The sequence below is a fragment of the Aquihabitans sp. G128 genome (assembly GCF_019048865.1).
Classification (GTDB): Bacteria; Actinomycetota; Acidimicrobiia; order Acidimicrobiales; family Iamiaceae; genus Aquihabitans.
Map to the genome: position 1 here is coordinate 810932 of NZ_CP077604.1, position 16831 is coordinate 827762.

Annotated in this window: 15 protein-coding genes; 13 read left to right on the forward strand and 2 right to left on the reverse strand. The window is 72.5% G+C overall.

Features of this window, described 5'->3' with window-relative positions:
* The first annotated feature begins 14 nt into the window (after window positions 1–14).
* Window positions 15–767 carry a lytic transglycosylase domain-containing protein gene (locus KSP35_RS03765; protein WP_216999045.1) on the forward strand — a complete coding sequence of 251 codons (753 nt, stop codon included), beginning with the start codon at window positions 15–17 and terminating at the stop codon, window positions 765–767.
* 33 nt (window positions 768–800) lie between these two features.
* On the opposite strand, the gene KSP35_RS03770 is transcribed toward KSP35_RS03765, so the two are convergent.
* Both KSP35_RS03770 and KSP35_RS03775 read right to left on the reverse strand, forming a co-directional pair.
* Complete coding sequence (locus KSP35_RS03770) at window positions 801–1334, reverse strand: hypothetical protein (protein WP_216999047.1); 534 nt, start codon at window positions 1332–1334, stop codon at window positions 801–803.
* Window positions 1331–1651, reverse strand: a complete 321-nt coding sequence (locus KSP35_RS03775; RefSeq protein ID WP_216999049.1) for a helix-turn-helix domain-containing protein — start codon at window positions 1649–1651, stop codon at window positions 1331–1333. The genes KSP35_RS03770 and KSP35_RS03775 overlap by 4 nt, the downstream gene beginning before the upstream one ends.
* 283 nt (window positions 1652–1934) lie before the next feature.
* Between KSP35_RS03775 and KSP35_RS03780 the strand changes: the two genes are divergently transcribed.
* The 12 genes from KSP35_RS03780 (at window position 1935) to KSP35_RS03835 (ending at window position 16824) form a co-directional block, all read left to right on the forward strand.
* Window positions 1935–2753 carry an ABC transporter ATP-binding protein gene (locus KSP35_RS03780; RefSeq protein WP_216999051.1) on the forward strand — a complete coding sequence of 273 codons (819 nt, stop codon included), beginning with the start codon at window positions 1935–1937 and terminating at the stop codon, window positions 2751–2753.
* Between the two features lie 18 nt (window positions 2754–2771).
* Window positions 2772–3560 (forward strand): ABC transporter permease, encoded by a 789-nt coding sequence (locus KSP35_RS03785; protein WP_216999053.1) that lies wholly within the window; start codon window positions 2772–2774, stop codon window positions 3558–3560.
* Window positions 3561–3563: 3 nt separating this feature from the next.
* The gene (locus KSP35_RS03790) at window positions 3564–4457 is read left to right on the forward strand and encodes an ABC transporter permease (RefSeq protein WP_216999055.1); all 894 of its coding nucleotides are present in this window, start codon (window positions 3564–3566) and stop codon (window positions 4455–4457) included.
* Window positions 4457–5743, forward strand: coding sequence for an MlaD family protein (locus KSP35_RS03795; protein ID WP_216999057.1), 1287 nt, complete (start codon window positions 4457–4459; stop codon window positions 5741–5743). The genes KSP35_RS03790 and KSP35_RS03795 overlap by 1 nt, the downstream gene beginning before the upstream one ends.
* A complete protein-coding gene (locus KSP35_RS03800; protein WP_216999059.1) occupies window positions 5743–6834 on the forward strand; it encodes an MCE family protein in 1092 nt (363 codons plus the stop codon). Before KSP35_RS03795 ends, KSP35_RS03800 begins: the two co-directional genes overlap by 1 nt.
* Complete coding sequence (locus KSP35_RS03805) at window positions 6831–8006, forward strand: MCE family protein (protein WP_216999061.1); 1176 nt, start codon at window positions 6831–6833, stop codon at window positions 8004–8006. Before KSP35_RS03800 ends, KSP35_RS03805 begins: the two co-directional genes overlap by 4 nt.
* Window positions 8003–9571: an MCE family protein gene (locus tag KSP35_RS03810; protein ID WP_216999063.1), complete on the forward strand. Its 1569-nt coding sequence runs from the start codon at window positions 8003–8005 to the stop codon at window positions 9569–9571. The genes KSP35_RS03805 and KSP35_RS03810 overlap by 4 nt, the downstream gene beginning before the upstream one ends.
* 1 nt (window position 9572) lies before the next feature.
* Complete coding sequence (locus tag KSP35_RS03815; protein ID WP_216999065.1) at window positions 9573–10571, forward strand: MCE family protein; 999 nt, start codon at window positions 9573–9575, stop codon at window positions 10569–10571.
* Complete coding sequence (locus tag KSP35_RS03820) at window positions 10568–11827, forward strand: MCE family protein (RefSeq protein ID WP_216999067.1); 1260 nt, start codon at window positions 10568–10570, stop codon at window positions 11825–11827. The genes KSP35_RS03815 and KSP35_RS03820 overlap by 4 nt, the downstream gene beginning before the upstream one ends.
* Before the next feature lie 87 nt (window positions 11828–11914).
* Entirely contained in the window at window positions 11915–12736 is an 822-nt protein-coding gene (locus KSP35_RS03825) for a hypothetical protein (protein ID WP_216999069.1), read from the forward strand.
* A 140-nt stretch (window positions 12737–12876) separates the two neighbouring features.
* On the forward strand, window positions 12877–13401 hold the full coding sequence (locus KSP35_RS03830; protein ID WP_216999071.1) for a hypothetical protein: 525 nt from the start codon (window positions 12877–12879) through the stop codon (window positions 13399–13401).
* A 36-nt stretch (window positions 13402–13437) separates the two neighbouring features.
* Window positions 13438–16824, forward strand: coding sequence for an adenylate/guanylate cyclase domain-containing protein (locus KSP35_RS03835; RefSeq protein WP_216999073.1), 3387 nt, complete (start codon window positions 13438–13440; stop codon window positions 16822–16824).
* The last annotated feature ends 7 nt before the right edge of the window (window positions 16825–16831 follow it).

The window sequence follows — 16831 nt, forward strand, 5'->3', positions numbered from 1 at the left end:
GCAGGAGCCCTGCCGTGCTGCACCGACCCTCCCGATCCCGTTCCCGCACCGCCCGTCCATCCCGCCCCGTCCGCGCCGCCCGCACGAGGCGGGTGGGAGCCGCCGCAGCGCTGGCCGGCCTCCTCGCCGTGCCGGTGCTGGTGACCGTGCGGCCCGTCGATGCCGCCCCGCCCCCCGGGGAGCACCGGATCCGGGCGGGGGAGACCCTGAGCGGGTTGGCCGCCGAGCTGGGGACCTCCGTCGAGGCGCTCGCTGCCGCCAACGGGGTCCGCGACCCGAACCACATCGTCGCCGGTCGCACCTTGCGCGTGCCGGCCACCGCCTCGACCGCAGCGACCGGTGGCGTGCCGGCCTTCGTGAAGGCCAGCCGTCGCCACCTCGGCCCGGTCTTCGACCGGTGGGCCCAGGCCAACGGGGTCAGCCCCTCCCTGCTCAAGGCCATGTGCTTCAACGAGTCGGGGTGGCAGGCCGACGTGGTCTCCTCCACCGGTGCCGATGGGGTGTGCCAGCTGATGCCCAACACCGAGGACCACATGGAAGCGCTGATCGGGCGCGAGCTCGACTCGAGCGACGCCGAGGACAACATCCGGCTGGGCGCCCGCTACCTCCGGTGGCTGCTCGCCCGCACCGACGGCGACGTCCGAGAGGCCGTCGGCGGCTACTACCAGGGGCTGGCGTCGATCCGGCGGGATGGCCCGCTCGACGAGACCGACGCCTACGTCGACACCGTCCTCGCCCTCCAGCGCCGCTTCCGCGCCGCCGCCTGATCGAGTCGGGCGCGGGCAGGGGGTGCGCCCACCTCAGCCCAGGGTGCGGAGCCGATCGATCCGGGGGTCGTCGGCGCCGAGGTAGGTGGTCAGCACGGCGGCCACGCGCTCGACGTCGAGGGTGCCGGCCCCGGCCATCTCCTCGAGGTCGGCCCAGTCCTTGGTGCGGTCGAAGAAGGCCTTGAACACGGCGAGGTCGACGCAGGCGAGGAAGGGGACCTCGGCGCCGGCGAACGGCTGCGAGCGGGTGCGCCCCGCCGCTCGGCGGTGGAACTCGGTGGTGTCGAGGAACAGGTCGACCGGGGTGGCGTCCCACCACAGGCGGGCCTGGCCGTCGCGGCGCAGCAGGTCGAGGTCCGCGGCGCGGCAGGTGACGGCGGGAGGGAGCGCGGCCACCACGGCATCGGCTTCGGCCGCGTCGAGGAAGACGTTCACGTCGATGTCGATGGTGCCGCGAGCCCGCTCGGTGCACCAGGCCAGCGCCAGCGCGCCGCCGAACGCGTGCGGGACCCGAGCCGAGTCCAGGGCGGCGTGGATCGTGACGATCTTGTCGGCGAGCGAGGTCATCGGGGGCGAGCGCCGAACGCCGGGTAGGCGAGCCGCTCGGCGTGGCGGGCGGGGAACTCTGCGGCCAGGGCGAGGACCTCCTCGAGCTCGCGCCCTCGCGCCGCCCGGTCCGGTCCGCCCACGGCGGGCTCGAGCTCCACGGCGAGCTCGAAGCCCGCCGCCCGGACCAGCCGCGCCAGCGTCTCGACGCTGGGGACCTTGCGGCCCTGCTCGTAGGCCGAGATCGTGGCGTGGGACGTGCCGGCGCGCTGGGCGAGGGCTCGAAGGCTCAGGCCGCTGTGGTGCCGGGCGCGGCGGAGGGTCGTGCGGGCATCCATGGCGCCGATGGTATCCGATCGGATGCCATCGTGTCGCCCAAAGGAGGTGGGAGCACCCGTCACACCCCCTCACGCTGCGTGAGAAGTCCGCCTCGCAGCGCACCCCGACACGGTTTGGCGTCAGAAACGGGGCGATTTCGGGAGGTGACAGGGGTCATGGAGGCGAACCTCTGGGTACATCCGGACACCGCCGCCACCTGACGGCCTGTGTTGAAGCAAGGGGACGGTCCTGGACGCCATCATCTCGCTGCGCGACGTCACCAAGTCGTTCGGCTCGCACACCGTGTTGGAGGGCATCTCCTTCGACATCCCCCGTGGCGCCACCAGCGCCATCATGGGCCCTTCGGGCACCGGCAAGTCCGTGCTCCTGAAGAACATCATCGGGCTGCTGCGCCCCGACCGAGGCGAGATCTGGGTCGATGGCGAGGAGACCGTCCGGATGCGCGAGAAGGACATGTACCGCGTGCGCCGCAAGTTCGGGGTGCTGTTCCAGGACGGTGCCCTGTTCGGCTCCATGAACATGTACGACAACATCGCCTTCCCGCTGCGGGAGCACACCCGGAAGTCCGAGGGCGAGATCCGGCGCATCACGCTGGAGAAGGCCGCCATGGTCGGGCTGCTCGACCACATGAAGAAGTTCCCCGGCGAGGTCTCCGGCGGCATGAAGAAGCGAGCCGGCTTCGCCCGGGCGCTGGTGATGGAACCGGAGCTCATCTTCTTCGACGAGCCCGACTCCGGCCTCGACCCGGTCCGCGTCTCCTACCTCGACGAGCTGGTGAAGAAGATCCAGGAGGAGACGGGGGCGACCTTCATCATCATCACCCACAACATCCCGTCGGTGATGCGGGTGGCCGACCACGTCGGCGTCCTCTACCGCTCGGGCCTGGTGCGCTTCGGTTCCAAGGAGGAGATGATCCTCGACGACAACCCGATCATCCGGCAGTTCCTGGCCGGGCGGGCCGACGGGCCGATCGGCATGGACGAGCTGGCCACCGAGGAGAGCGACGTCGAGCGAGACCTCGTGGCCCGGTCGGTCCGGCGCGCCGAGGACAGCAAGGCCCAGCGCGAGCTCGAGCGAGACCGCGATGTCCTGCAGGTCTGACGTGCGGAGCGCCGCCTGATGGCGATGGTGATCCCCGGCGCCTCGAAGGTCGGCAACGTCGTCCGCGAGGTCGGCGCCATGGCCGCGGTCGGCATCGAGGCCGTCCGCAAGGTCTTCAGCCGCCCGTGGCCGCTGGCCGAGTTCCTCGACCAGTGCTGGTTCATCGCCAAGGTCACCACGGTCCCGGTGATCCTGATCTCGATCCCGTTCGGCATGGTGATCTCCCTGCAGGTCGGGGCCCTCATCCGCCAGCTCGGCGCCGACGCCCACCTCGGCTCGGCCCTGGTGCTGGCCGTCGTGCGCGAGCAGGCGCCCATCGCCACCGCGCTGCTCATCGCCGGCGCCGGCGGTTCGGCGATGTGCGCCGACATCGGGTCCCGCAAGATCCGTGACGAGCTGGCCGCCATGGAGGTCATGTCGATCAACCCGATCCAGCGGGTCGTGATGCCTCGGGTCCTGGCCGCCACGGTCATCGCCGTCCTGCTCGACGCCGTCGTGAGCGCGGCCGGCCTGGCCGGCGGGTGGTTCTTCGCCACCCAGGTCCTGGGCGTCTCCTCCAGCAGCTTCTTCGCCTCGTTCAACGAGCTGAGCCAGCTGCCCGACCTCTGGATGGCGCTGCTCAAGGCCGGCATCTTCGGCTTCATCGCCGGCGTGGTGGCTTGCTACAAGGGCCTGTCGTGCAAAGGCGGACCGAAAGGCGTGGGCGACGCCGTGAACCAGGCGGTCGTCATCACCTTCGTCCTGCTCTTCTTCGTGAACTTCGTCCTGACCGCCATCTACTTCAACTTCGTCCCCCAGAAGATCTGACGAATGGCCGCCCCCTCCACCTCCTCGTCGCTCACCGCGTGGCAGCGCGCCGACCAGAGCGCCTCGCGCGGCATCTCCTTCGTGCTCGGCGGCTTCTCGCAGGCGTACGACCAGGTGGTGTTCGCCGGGCGGATCATCCGCCGCATGCCCCAGGCGTTGAAGTACCGCAAGGAGATCCTGTCGCTGATCGCCGACCTCACGATCGGCGCCGGCGCCCTGGTGGTGGGCGGCGGGATGCTGTTCGTGATCTTCTTCCTGGCGTTCTTCACCGGCACCGAGGTCGGCCTCCAGGGCTTCACCGCCCTGCAGCAGATCGGCGCCGAGTCGTTCTCCGGCGTCATCTCGTCGGTGGCCAACACCCGGGAGATCACCCCGCTCATCGCCGGCGTGGCGCTGGCCGCCCAGGTCGGCGCCGGCTTCACCGCCCAGCTCGGCGCCATGCGCATCTCCGACGAGATCGACGCCCTCGAGGTCATGAGCGTCGACTCGTTCGTCTACCTGGTGTGCACCCGGGTCTGGGCGGCGCTCATCACCATGGTGCCGCTGTACCTGGTGGCGCTGTTCTCGAGCTACCTCGCCACCGAGCTCATCGTGACCAAGTTCTTCACCCTGTCGCCCGGCGTGTACCGCCACTACTTCCGGCTCTTCCTGCCGCCGATCGACGTCGTGTACTCGTTCCTGAAGGCGATCCTCTTCGCCGTCGTGGTCACCCTCATCCACTGCTACTACGGGTACTACGCCACGGGCGGGCCGGCCGGGGTGGGCAAGGCCGCCGGCCGCGCCATCCGGCTGTCGATCATCGCCGTGACGGTGCTCAACCTGCTGCTCTCGCTCATCTTCTACGGCGGCAAGGACACGGCCCGGATCGTCGGGTCCATCGGGGCGGTGCGGTTCTGATGGCCAACACCCCCGAGGAGCTCCAGAAGGCCTACCGGGCCATCGCGGCGATCGTCGTCGTGGTCCTCTTCGCCGGCCTCGCCACGGTGGCGGTGCGCACCGCCTACGGCGCCTTCTCCGACGACTTCCACGTCACCACCCGCTTCGCCCGTGCCGGCCAGGCCCTCAAGCCCGGCTCCGACGTCAAGTACCGCGGCGTCACCGTGGGCAAGGTCCGCTCCATCGACCTCGTCGACCGTCGGGTCAAGGTGGTCATGCAGCTCCACAAGGACGTCGAGGTGCCCAAGGCCACCTCTGCCACCGTCCGGCCCAAGACGCTCTTCGGCGAGAAGTACGTCGAGCTGAAGGTGGTGCCCGGGGACCGGGCCCCCTTCCTCGCCGACGGCGACACGGTGAAGGCCGCCGGGACCGGCGAGGAGGTGGAGGAGCTGCTCGACAGCACCGACAAGCTGCTGCGCGCCGTCGACATCGACGAGGTGGCCACGCTCATGGACGAGCTCACCAAGGCCGCCCAGGGCGAGGGCGACAACGTCGCCCACCTCATCGACCGCTCCGTCGGCGCCACTGCGGTGATCCGCGACACCCTCGACGCCCAGCTCAAGGCGATCGACTCGCTGGCGCGGTTCGCCCGCCAGTACCGCGACATCGGTCCTTCGATCAACGACATCTCCGGCAACCTCAACGACCTGCTGCCGACGTTCAACGCGGCGCGCGCCGACTACGAGCGGCTGCTGGTGACCCTGCGGCCCTTCGCCGACCACCTCTCGGACTTCATCGAGGTCAACGAGGCCGACATCGGCAAGCTCCTCGACAACGGCGACAACATCGTGCGCGTCCTCACCGCACGGAAGAAGAACATCTCCGAGACCGTGTACGGCCTCTCGCGCTACATGCAGACCTTCGCCGGCGCCATCGGCGAGGAGCAGCTCCCGGACGGCAGCAGGTTCGGCTACCTCAAGGTGTTCGTGGAGGCGGGCGACCTGAGCGCCCTCATCTGCAACACCCTGGGCCCCACCGGCGCGGTGGCCGACCTCTCGGCGGTCCGTGAAGCGCTCGCCGCCATCGCCCCGGTCCTCGCCTGCAAGGGCGACGGCGCCGCGACCGCCGGCACGCCGGGAGGAACGGCCGCTCCGGGCTCGGCCGGATCGACCGGCGGGGGAGCGGCCACCGACCCGCTGACCGCGCTGACCGACGGCGTGACCGACCAGGTGGCCCAGCCGGACACGGCGACGCCCACCGGCTCGGTCGCCGACATCCTCGCCCCGGCCGTGGGGGGTGGTGGCTGATGCGCTTCGCGTCCCGCCTGCTGAAGGGCCTCCGCGGCCCCGCCGGCCGCAACCTCGTCAAGGTCACCGTGTACTCGCTGGTGTGCCTCGCCGTGCTGGGGGCCCTGGTGGCCCGGATCGGCAACATCGACTTCTTCGCCGACAAGACCAGCTACCAGGCGGTGCTCCCCGACGTCACCGGCCTCCTGGTCAACGACGAGGTGAAGGTGGCCGGCGTGGCCGTGGGCAAGGTCACCAAGATCTCGGTCCAGCGGGGCAAGGCCGTGGTGTCCTTCGAGGTGAAGCCCAGCGTGAAGCTGCGGTCCAGCACCGAGGTGGGCGTCCGGTGGCGCAACGTGCTCGGCCAGAAGTACCTGTACCTGTACCCGGGGACCAGTGGGAAGGCCCTCGAGCCGGGCGACCGCCTGCCCGAGGGCCAGACGGTGAAGTCCGCCGACGTCGGCGAGTTCCTGAACTCGGTGGGCCCGATCCTGCGCGCCATCGACCCCGCCAAGGCCAACGCCTTCATCCGAGCGCTCAACGAAGCGCTCGACGGCAACGAGGACAAGGTGCGCTCGCTGCTCTCGAGCACGGCGAACATCGCCACCGACCTCGGCGGCTCCGACCAGCAGATCGGCGACCTGATCGGCAACCTCGACAAGGTGGTCGGGAAGCTGGCCGACCGCGACGACGACCTCAACACCGCCGTCACCCGGTTCCAGAAGCTGTCGGGCACGCTGGCGGCCAACAACGACGACCTCCAGACGCTGGTGGAGCGCTTCGCCGCCGTGCAGGGCAAGCTCGACACGCTGGTGAGCGAGAACCGCACCGACCTCGACTCGACGATCGACGACCTGGGCACCATCGCCGCGGTGCTGCACGACCACCGGGAGGACCTCGACACCGCGCTGGCCACGCTGCCGGCGGGCCTGCGGCCCTACGACGACGTGTCGTCCTACGGCCAGTGGTTCCAGATCCGGGTGGTCGTGACGTGCCTGGCCAACCAAGGGGTGTGCGCCCAGGAAGGCCTCACCAGCGACCTGCTCTCCGGCGGCGCTCCGGTGGACGTCACCTCGATCCTGGGCTTCGCCCTGACGGGAGCCGGATCGTGAAGTCCTTCACCGAGCGCAACCCGCTCATCATCGGCGTCATCGTGCTGCTGCTGATCGGCGGCGGCACCGCGGCCGCCCTCCTGCTCAACGGCGGGTTCTTCAAGGACCGCTACGAGGTCAAGGCCGTGTTCGTCGACACCGCCGGGCTGCGCAAGGGGGACAAGGTCCGGGTGGCCGGCGTCCTGGTGGGCCAGGTGAAGTCCATCGAACAGCAGGGCACCAAGGTGCAGGCGACGCTGCTGGTGGACAAGAGCATCGAGCTGCCGCGCGACACCGAGGCCGAGATCGTGGTCGAGACCCTGCTGGGCTCGAAGTACGTGCGGCTCAAGGCCGGCAACGACTGGTCGTCCACCCTGCACTCGGGCTCGGTCATCACCGACACCCGCACGCCCACCGAGGTGCTCGACCTCCAGAACGTCGGCACCCCGCTCCTCGAGGACACCGACGGCAAGGCGCTCAACGACCTGCTCGACAAGATCGACCACGTGACCGAGGGCCAGCGGGGCAACGTCGGCGAGATCATCACCGGGCTCAACAAGCTCACCACGGCCATCAACGACCGCCAGAGCGAGGCCCGCCGGCTCATCGACTCGACCAAGACGGTGAGCGCCACCCTCGCCGGCCGGGACCAGGACCTGCTCAACGCGGTCGACGACATCAACGTGGTGCTCGACGGCCTGGCCAAGCGGCGGGTGCAGCTCGTGGCGCTCCTGCAGAAGACCTCGGCCACGGCCAAGGGCACCGCCGACCTGGTGGCCGACAACCGCCCCAAGCTCGACGCCATCCTGGACGAGCTCCACGCCGACCTCGAGATCGTCGGCCGCCGCCAGGGCGAGCTGGCCGCATCGCTCTCGGGGCTCACCAACGCCATCGAGGGGTTCTCGTCCATCGGGTACTCGGGGCCGGACCGGTTCCCGAACACGTGGGCCAACATGTACACCCAGCTGCTCGGGCCCATCGGCCCCGACGCGGTGTTCGGGTCCTGCGGCCTGCTCGACGACGCCTTCGACGTGCTGCTCGGCCCCGACCCCGTCACCGAGTGCGCCGACCGCACCGGTCCGCTGCCCAGCACCGAGGGGGCCACCTCGGCGTCCGCCGACGGTTCCGCGCCGGCGCCGACGTCGGACCCGCTGGCCGCGCTCTACGCCCCGCTCACGGAGGCCGCCGGATGACCGCCCACCGCCTGCGCCGACGCGCCGCCGCCCTCCTCGTGGTGCTCGCCGTCGGCGTCGTGCTGCCCGCCTGCTCGCTGGTCGACGACGGTGGCGGTGGCGCCCGGGTCAGCGCCGACTTCACGCGGGGGACGGGCCTCTACCCGGGCTCGCCGGTGCGCGTCCTGGGCATCGACGTCGGCAAGGTCACCAAGGTCGAGAACCAGGGCGGCCACGTGCACGTGGAGCTCGAGCTCGACGAGGGGGCCAAGGTCCCGAAGGACGCGCACGCCACCATCGTGCCGCTGACCCTGCTGGGCGAGCGCTACATCCAGATGGGCCCGGCCTACACCTCGGGCCCGACGCTGGGCGACGGCGACGACATCCCCCTCGCTCGCACCACCGTCCCGGCGGAGATCGACGAGCTGCTCCGCGGCCTGCAGGACTTCATCGGGGCGATCGACCCGAAGAAGGCGAGCAGCGTGGTCACCAACCTGGCCGAGGTCCTCGACGGCCAGGGCAAGACGCTCAACGACCTGATCGGCAACGCCGCCGGCACCCTCGACCTGCTGGCCGACAAGGGCGACGACCTGCGCTCGATCATCACCTCGCTCGGCGACCTGACCGAGACGCTGCGGGGCCGCACCGACTCGATCGAGAGCCTGATCCAGAACTACGACCTGGTCACACAGGTGCTGATCGACAACAAGGACGACCTCGACGCCACGATCACCCAGCTGGACCGGGCCGCCACCGAGCTCACGGCGCTGCTGCTCGAGCACGAGAAGCCGCTGAAGGCCGACGTCGACGTGGTGACGAAGGCCGGCGCCACGATCGACGCCAACACCACGAACATCAAGACCACCCTGTCGGCCACCGTGGACCTGTTCGCCGCGGCCAAGCGGGCCTACGACGGCGACACCAACTCCCTCGCCCTCAACAACCAGCTCAACCCGGGCCTCACCTCGGACCTGATCGCCGGGCGCTTCCGGGACCGCATCGCCGGGCTGTGCCGCCGCCTCGGGATCGACCTGTGCAGCGACCAGGGCTCCCCGCTGCTGAACGACCTCGTGGGCCTCCTGCCGGGGCTCCTCGGCGACCTCGCCAACGGCACGCCGCTCGGCAGCCCGACCACGCCGGCGGGCAAGAGCCAAGCCCCGGCACCCACCACCACGGCGCCGCCGACCACGCCCACCGTGCCGCCGCTGCCGACGGGCCCGACGCCCGACGAGCTGCTGGCGGCGCTGAGCAAGCAGATCACCGGCGGGCTCGACCAGGCGCAGGCGGACCTGCTCGGGCAGCTCGACCTCACGCGGTTGGGGGACCTGCTCGCCCTCGACCCCGTGCTGCTCCAGGTCCTGCCCGAGCTCGACCAGCAGCAGCTCGACCTCATCCGCACCGTCGACGTGGCCGACCTGCCCCAGACCCTGCTCGACCTGACGAACCTGCTGCACCCGCCCAAGGACCGCCTGACGCCGCTGCTGCCCAGCACCCCGACGACGACCGCGCCGCCCAAGGGCGGCGGCGGCCTCTCGATCGACGGGATCGTCGACACGCTCACCGGCCTGCTCGGTGGAGGGAAGTGACATGAGGACCAGAGCCCTGCTCCTGGCCACCGCCGTGCTGCTCGGCGGGGTGGGCCTCAGCGGCTGCAGCGCCGACGACGACCAGGTGCGCGCCACCGCCACCTTCGACGACGTGGCCGACCTGGCCGACGGCGCGCCCGTGATGATGTCGGACATCTCGATCGGCCACGTCACCCACATCGACCTCGACAAGACCGGGCGGCGGGCCAAGGTTCGGTTCTCGGTCGACGAGAGCGCCCACGTCCCCGCCGACGTGGTGGCCAAGGTGCGCCGCACCACGCCGCTGGGCGAGAAGTTCATCGACCTCGAGCCCCAGACGCAGGCGTCGCACCCGGCCCTGCTGCGCTCGGGCACCGTGATCAAGCGCACCGCCGTGGTCTCGGACCTCGAGCAGCTGGTGTCGAGCGGGACCGCGGCGTTCGGGGCCCTGAGCGCCTCGCAGCTCGCCATCCTGCTCGACGAGGGCTCGCGGGCCTTCGGGGGCAAGGGCCCGCAGCTGCGCCAGGTGCTCGACGACCTCACGAGCGTCGCCGCCGGCTACGAGACCCGGACGGGCAAGGTCACCCAGGTCATCGACGACCTGGACCAGCTCTCCGGCGACCTGGCGCCGAACGTCGACCCGAACGCCGAGGCCCTGAGCAACCTGAACGAGACGCTCGGCACCCTGAACGAGAACGATCGCCGCTTCTTCGACCTGGTGACCTCGCTCAACCGGCTGGCCGACGACGGGAACCGACTGCTCACGAAGCACCTCGACCAGATCCGCACCCAGGTCAAGGGCCTGCGCGACGTCACCGACGCGGTGGCCGACGAGCAGCAGGCGCTGGGCGACGTGCTGCAGTACACGCCCGAGCACAACGAGGCGCTGCCCCAGGGCGTGCGCAACAAGTTCGTGCAGGCGCTGCTCGACGTCGTGGTCTGCGGCGTGCCTGGTGGCGGCGACGTCCCGGGCGACCCGGTGGACGCCTGCTACCCCGGCGCGAAGGGAGGGGGGCGGTGATCAACCGGCGCATCATCGCCAACCTGGTGGTCTTCTTCACCCTCGCCACGCTCCTGGTGGGCTACGGCGTGGTGACCCTGTTCGGCAGCCCGTTCGACCACCAGGACACGCTCGTGGCCGACCTGCCCGACGCTGGCGGCCTCCGGCCCGGCTTCTCCGCCAGCCACGACGGCGTGGTGATCGGCACGGTGTCGAAGGTCGAGCTCCGGCGTGACGAGGTGCGGGTCACGATCCAGCTCGACAAGGGCGTCACGGTGCCCAAGGGCGTCGAGGCGCGGGTGGTCCGGGCCAGCGCCGTGGGCGAGCAGCGGCTCGACCTGGCCTCGGTGGCGGGTGGCTCCCAGGAGCCGCTGCCCGACGGCGCCGAGGTGCCGGTGGGCGCAGACCCGATCCCGCCGGACATCGCCGACGTGCTGGCCACGACCACCGGCCTGATCGAGGCGCTTCCGGCGAAGGACCTCAACACCGTCATCCACGAGGCGGCGGTGGGCGTCGACGGCCGCTCCGACGACCTGCGCAGCATCACCCGCTCGCTCACCACGGTCAGCGACGACGTCGTGGCCGACGACGCCTCGCTGCGCAAGCTCCTCGCCAACGGCCCTCCGGTGCTCGACGACTTCTCCGACATGTCTCCCGAGGTGCACGACGCCCTCGACAACACCCAGCAGCTCACGCGGATCCTCGCCGACCGCAAGGGCGACCTGGTCGACCTGCTCGACAAGGGCGCCGACCTCTCCGAGGTGGGGGACCGGGTGCTGCTCGACAACCGGGCCAACCTGACCTGCCTCGTGGGTGAGCTCACCGACATCACCGGGGAGCTGCAGGGCGCGGCCCTGAAGGACCTGGACACCGCGCTGAAGACGAACACCCAGTTCTTCGGGCTCGTCGACAAGGTCGCCGTGCGCGGCCAGGCGCAGCCGAACCCCTACGGCCCGGGTCGACCCGACCAGCTCTGGCTGCGCACCTCGCTGCTGCTGCCGCCGCAGACCCCGGCGGCCAGCGCCTACGCCCCGCCCCGGGGGCACCTGCCGGTCACGACCGGCGCCGCGTGCACCGGCCCCTACGGCAAGGGGGGCGGGGGCCACGCCGCAGCCGGCCACCGACCTCGGCAAGACCGACACCAGCGCGACCGCCGCCGCCGCAGCCGCCCGGTCCGGCACCGCCGGGTCGGGCGCCCCCACCGGCGTCGTGGACGGGTTGGTCGACCGGCTGGTCCCGGCCCGGCAGGCATCGCCGGCCCCGTCGGCGAAGTCTGACGTCGTTCCCCTCGTCACCCTCGGGGTCGGGATCCTGGTGGCGCTCCTGGCGCTGCTCCCGACCGCTCGCACCCGCCGGAGAGCCAGATGACCACCGACCTCGAACGCGATCGCCCCGATCGGCCCGACCCGTCGGCGGCCACGTCGGCCGCCGACGGCCCCGCCCGGGCGACCGGGGAAGCAGCGCCCGATCGCTCCGCCCGTTCGACGGGCGCGTCCAGCTCGGCGGGCTCGGCTCGCCCGAAGGGCGCCGGCGGCGCCAACGGCGGGAGCGGCGCGTCGAAGCGGACCGGTTCGGCGGGCGGGACCAAGGCTCCGGTCGTCGGCCCCGCTCGCTCGTACCCGGGGTGGTTGCCGTGGCTGCTGGCCCTGCTCGGGCTGATCGGCACCGTGGGCTTCGCCATCGCCTGGCACGAAGCCTCGGACGGCTCGGGGGCCCCGCCCACCGCTTCGGTCGAGGGCGAGTCAGCGGACATGGTCGCCGGGTCGAAGGCCTTCTCCCAAGCCCTCACCAACTTCGACGGGGCCACGATCGACCGGGACTTCGACAAGATCGTAGCGCTGTCCACCGGCGAGTTCCGGGGCCAGGCCGATGAGTTCTTCAGCTCCAAGGTCCGCAAGCAGCTGAAGGAGGCCCAAGCGTCGAGCCGGGGCGAGGTGCGCTCGGCCTACGTCCAGTCCTTCGACGGTGACCGGGGCACGGTGTTCGTGGTCCTCGACCAGACCATCGCCAACAACCAGTCGCCCAAGCCGAAGGCCGACACCCTTCGGATGCAGCTCACCATGGTGCGCGTGCAGGGGCGCTGGAAGGCCTCGCTGGTCGACGTCCTCACGGCGCCGTCGGGCGGTGCGACCACTGGCGACGCGGCCGGGTCCACCACGCCGCTGGGCACCGGCGCCGGCGGCTGAGCGCCCCCGGCGCCCGGTGAGACCGACGTCACCGGCCGCGCCCCGGGGCGGATGCGGAACCTGAGCACGGCGCGCGTAGTATCCGCCCGCGGCACGCTGAGCCCCGCGCACCACACGAATCCGGCTCGACGAAGGATGACATGGCTGACGACGAAGTACTCGACGACGACGCGATCGACGAGGTCGAGGAAGACGAAGAAGACGAGGCGTTCGAGGACGACGAGATCGACGGCGCCGACGACCTCGAGGACGACGAGGTCGCCGTGGACGTCGATGTCGTCGACGTCGACGCCGTCGACGTGGTGGCCGACGAAGACGAAGAGGATGTCGAGACCGAGGCCGAGGCGAAGGCGCGCCGGGCGAAGTCGGGCGACGACGACGAGGACGACGACGACGAGGCCGACCCGGACGACGTCGAGGAGGACCTCGACACCATCCTGCGCGACCGCATCGCGGCCGGCGCGGACGACGAGGACGAGGACGAGGACGAGATCCCGGTCGATCCGGCCGAGGGGGGTGATCGCGTGGCGCCCCGCGCCGCCGAGGAGTACTCCTGCCCGGAGTGCTTCCTGCTGGTGCGCCGCAGCCAGTTCAGCACCAAGCGCACGGACTGCCCGGGCGGCCTCGATGGCGAGGACTGCCCGATGAAGCAACGGTTCGCCTGAGGCGGATCCCCGCCCCGCACGCGTGAAGGCCGCACCATGAGCGACGCGGCCTCCGTCGCCTCCCAGCGGTGCCCGGCCTGCCGGGCGCCGCTGCCTGCCGGCGCCCGCTTCTGCCCCGGCTGCGGCCGGCCGGTCGCGGGCGAGTCGGCCGTCGAGGAGCGCCGGATCGTCACCGTCGTGTTCGCCGACCTGGAGGGCTTCACCGCCCTCGCCGAGCAGCGGGACCCGGAGTCGGTGAAGGAGCTGCTCGACGGCTGCTTCGGCCGGCTGGTCCCGGTGATCGACGCCCACGGCGGCCACGTCGACAAGATCATCGGCGACGAGCTCATGGCGGTGTTCGGCGCGCCCACGGCCCACGAGGACGATCCCGAGCGGGCCGTGCGCGCCGCGCTGGCCCTGGTGCCGGCGCTCGCCGCCGTCGATCCGACCCTGCGGCTCCGGGTGGGCGTCAACACCGGCGAGGTCATGGCCGGGGCCGTCGGCCCCTCGCTCGGCTACACGGTGACGGGCGACGTCGTGAACACCGCGCACCGGCTCTGCACCGCCGCCGCGCCGGGCGAGGTGCTGGTGGGGGAGCGCACCCGCCAGGCCACCGTCGACGGCATCGGCTACGAGCTCCGGGGCGACCTCGACCTCAAGGGCAAGGCCGACCGGGTGCGCGCCTGGGTGGCCGGCGGCACCATCGCCGGCCCGGCCCACCGAGGGCCCGACGGCTCGGTGATGGCGCTGGTGGGTCGGCGCCGGGAGGTGGCCGACCTCCGCGCCACGGTGACCGCCGCCATGGCCGAGCGCCGCACCGAGGTCCTCACCATCGTGGGCGAGCCGGGCGTCGGCAAGACCCGCCTGGCCATGGAGCTGGCGGTGCTCCTCGCCGCGAAGCCGGCCACCGCCCAGGTGCTCTGGGTCTCGTGCCCGCCCTACGGGCCGGGCGGGGACCTGGCACCGCTGGCCGACCTGGTCCGGGCGGGCCTCGGGGTGTCCACCTCGGCCGACCCCGAGGCGCAGGAGGCCCTGCTCGCCGAGCGGGTGCAAGCGCTGGTGGCCACCACCGACGCCGACGCCGGGCTGCTGCGCGCTCGCCTGGCGCTGCTGCTGGGCCTCGGCCACCAGGCGTCGCGGCCGGTGGAGCCCGAGACCGGCCCGAGCCGCGCCGGCGTGGCCGACCAGCAGCTCGGCGCGGTGCGGACGGTGCTGCGCCACCTGGCTCGTGCCCGGCCGCTGCTCGTGGTGGTCGACGACATCCACTGGGCCGGGCCGGGCCTGTTGCGGTTCCTCGCCCAGCTGCCCGAGCAGCTGGCCGACCAGCCCATCGTCGTGCTGGCCCTCGCCCGGGACGACCTGCTGGAGCGGCGTGCGGCGCTGGTCGGCGCCGGGCCGGGGCGCAGCACCCGCACGCTCGACCCGCTGAGCCGGGAGGCGGCCGGCGAGCTGGTCCGCGCGCTGCTGGTGGGCGCCGGCGGCGATCCGGCGACGGTCCACATGGGACCCAGCGCGCTGGACCGGCTGGTCACCGCGTCGGGCGGCAACCCGCTCCTGCTGGACCAGCTCGTGCGCTACCTCGTCGAGTCCGGGGCGTTGGCGGAGCTCGGCGGGCGGTGGCAGTGGACCACCGACGAAGAGGGGAGCGAGGCCAGCCTGCCCGACGGCGTGCGCTCGCTCATCGGCGCACGCCTCGACGCGCTGCCCGCCGACGAGCGGGCGGTGGTGGCCACCGCGGCGGTGTTCGGCCGGCGGTTCTGGCGTGAAGCCCTGGTCGACCTCTCGGGGACGGCCGAGGTGGACGCCCTGCTGGACCGGCTCGGCGCACGCGGCCTGACCCAGCCGATCGAGGACGACGGCTACGGGGACCACGCCTTCCGCCACGTGCTGACCCGCGACGTGGCCTACGCCTCGCTGCCCATCGGCGATCGCGCCTTGCGCCACGCCCGCGTGGCCGGGTGGCTGGAGGCCCACGTCGATCCGGCCGCCTCGCCCGCCGCCCTGGCCCAGCTGGCCCACCACTACGAGCGGGCCGTCGTGCTGGCGCGGTCGGTCGACCACACCGACCCCGGCCTGGCCGGCGCGGCCTTCGCCGCCCTCGTCCGCGCCGCACGCGACGAGCACTCGCGCGAGGGGCTGCGGCGCGCCGACCACTGGTACCGGCGGGCGCGGGACCTCGGGTCCGCCGACCCCGAGGCGGTGGTCCACGCGGTGGCCGAGCACGGCCAGGTGCTGCTCGAGCTGCGCCACCTCGATGCCGCCCAGTCCGCCTTCGAGGAGGTCCAGCGTCGCGCCGCCGGCCGCCACCCCGAGCTGGAGGCCTCCGCCTCGGCCCACCTCGGTGCCGTGGCCCGCCTCCAGGGCGACGGGGACCTGGCGCGAGACCGGTTCGAGCAGGCTGCCGAGCAGTGGCGGGCGCTCGGGGACCTGCAGGGCCAGGTCGACGTCCTCCGCCTGCAGGGCTGGAGCGAGATCACCGCCGGGCGGCCGCGCGCCGCGCCTCCGCGCCTGCAACGAGCGGTGGCCCTCGAGGCGCAGCTCACGGAGCCGCTGCGGCAGGGCGACACCCTCCGCTACCTGGGTTGGTGCGAGTTCCTGTCGGGCGAGATCGAGGCGGCGCTCGAGCACCTGTGGGCGGCCATGTCGCACTGCCACGACGACGGCGACGTGGGGGCCGTCGGCTGGTGCTTCGGGCTGCTGGCCCACATCCTCCTGCAGAGCGGCCAGGTCACCCGGTGCCTGGAGGTCGCCCGCAACCTGCGCGCCGTGGCCCGCCGGACCGGCGACCCGTGGAGCGAGTGGACCTGCGCCAACCTCGAGGCCGCCGCGCTCCTGGCCCTCGGTGAGACCGTCGCCGCCGCGGAGCTGGCCCGCGAGGCCGAGCGGCGGTTCGACGAGCTCGACGAGCCCTGGGGCCTGGCCCTCTCGCGGGTGGTGCGCGGCCAGGCCGCCCGCATCGTCGGTGACGTCGATGAGGCCCGGGCGGTGCTGGTGGAGGCCCTCGCCTCCAGCCGGGCGCTGTCGTACCCGCGCGAGGACGCTCGCCTCCTGGTGGAGCTGGCGCGCGTCGAGCTCGAGGCGGGTCGGCTCCCCGAGGCCGAGCGGCAGGGCCGGGGTGCCCTGGCCCTGGTGCGGGCCGGGATCGGTGACCACGAGAGCGGCCTGCGCGCCCTCGTGGTCCTCGCCGAGGCCGAGCGGGAGCGAGGCGCGGCGGACGTCGCCGAGCTGCTCCTGGAGGAGGCGGCGGCCGACCGGGAGCCGGCCGATCGGACCGACGGCTGGCGGGCCGCGGCGGTGGCCCTGGCCCAGCTCCGGCTGGCCGCCGGCGACGTCGACGGGTGCCGGGAGCTGGTGGCGAGGTGCGAGGACCCACCCACCGAGGAGGTGCGGGTCCGGGCCGCCATCCGCGCCCTGCGCGCCCGGCTCGGCGACACCCGCTCCTGAGGCCCGA

Bases quoted from the DNA above. Each gene is read 5' to 3' on its own strand.
- KSP35_RS03770 (WP_216999047.1), bottom strand. From the start codon at position 1,334: ATGACCTCGCTCGCCGACAAGATCGTCACGATCCACGCCGCCCTGGAC.
- KSP35_RS03775 (WP_216999049.1), bottom strand. From the start codon at position 1,651: ATGGATGCCCGCACGACCCTCCGCCGCGCCCGGCACCACAGCGGCCTG.
- KSP35_RS03785 (WP_216999053.1), top strand. From the start codon at position 2,772: ATGGCGATGGTGATCCCCGGCGCCTCGAAGGTCGGCAACGTCGTCCGC.
- KSP35_RS03790 (WP_216999055.1), top strand. From the start codon at position 3,564: ATGGCCGCCCCCTCCACCTCCTCGTCGCTCACCGCGTGGCAGCGCGCC.
- KSP35_RS03795 (WP_216999057.1), top strand. From the start codon at position 4,457: ATGGCCAACACCCCCGAGGAGCTCCAGAAGGCCTACCGGGCCATCGCG.
- KSP35_RS03800 (WP_216999059.1), top strand. From the start codon at position 5,743: ATGCGCTTCGCGTCCCGCCTGCTGAAGGGCCTCCGCGGCCCCGCCGGC.
- KSP35_RS03810 (WP_216999063.1), top strand. From the start codon at position 8,003: ATGACCGCCCACCGCCTGCGCCGACGCGCCGCCGCCCTCCTCGTGGTG.
- KSP35_RS03815 (WP_216999065.1), top strand. From the start codon at position 9,573: ATGAGGACCAGAGCCCTGCTCCTGGCCACCGCCGTGCTGCTCGGCGGG.
- KSP35_RS03825 (WP_216999069.1), top strand. From the start codon at position 11,915: ATGACCACCGACCTCGAACGCGATCGCCCCGATCGGCCCGACCCGTCG.
- KSP35_RS03830 (WP_216999071.1), top strand. From the start codon at position 12,877: ATGGCTGACGACGAAGTACTCGACGACGACGCGATCGACGAGGTCGAG.
- KSP35_RS03835 (WP_216999073.1), top strand. From the start codon at position 13,438: ATGAGCGACGCGGCCTCCGTCGCCTCCCAGCGGTGCCCGGCCTGCCGG.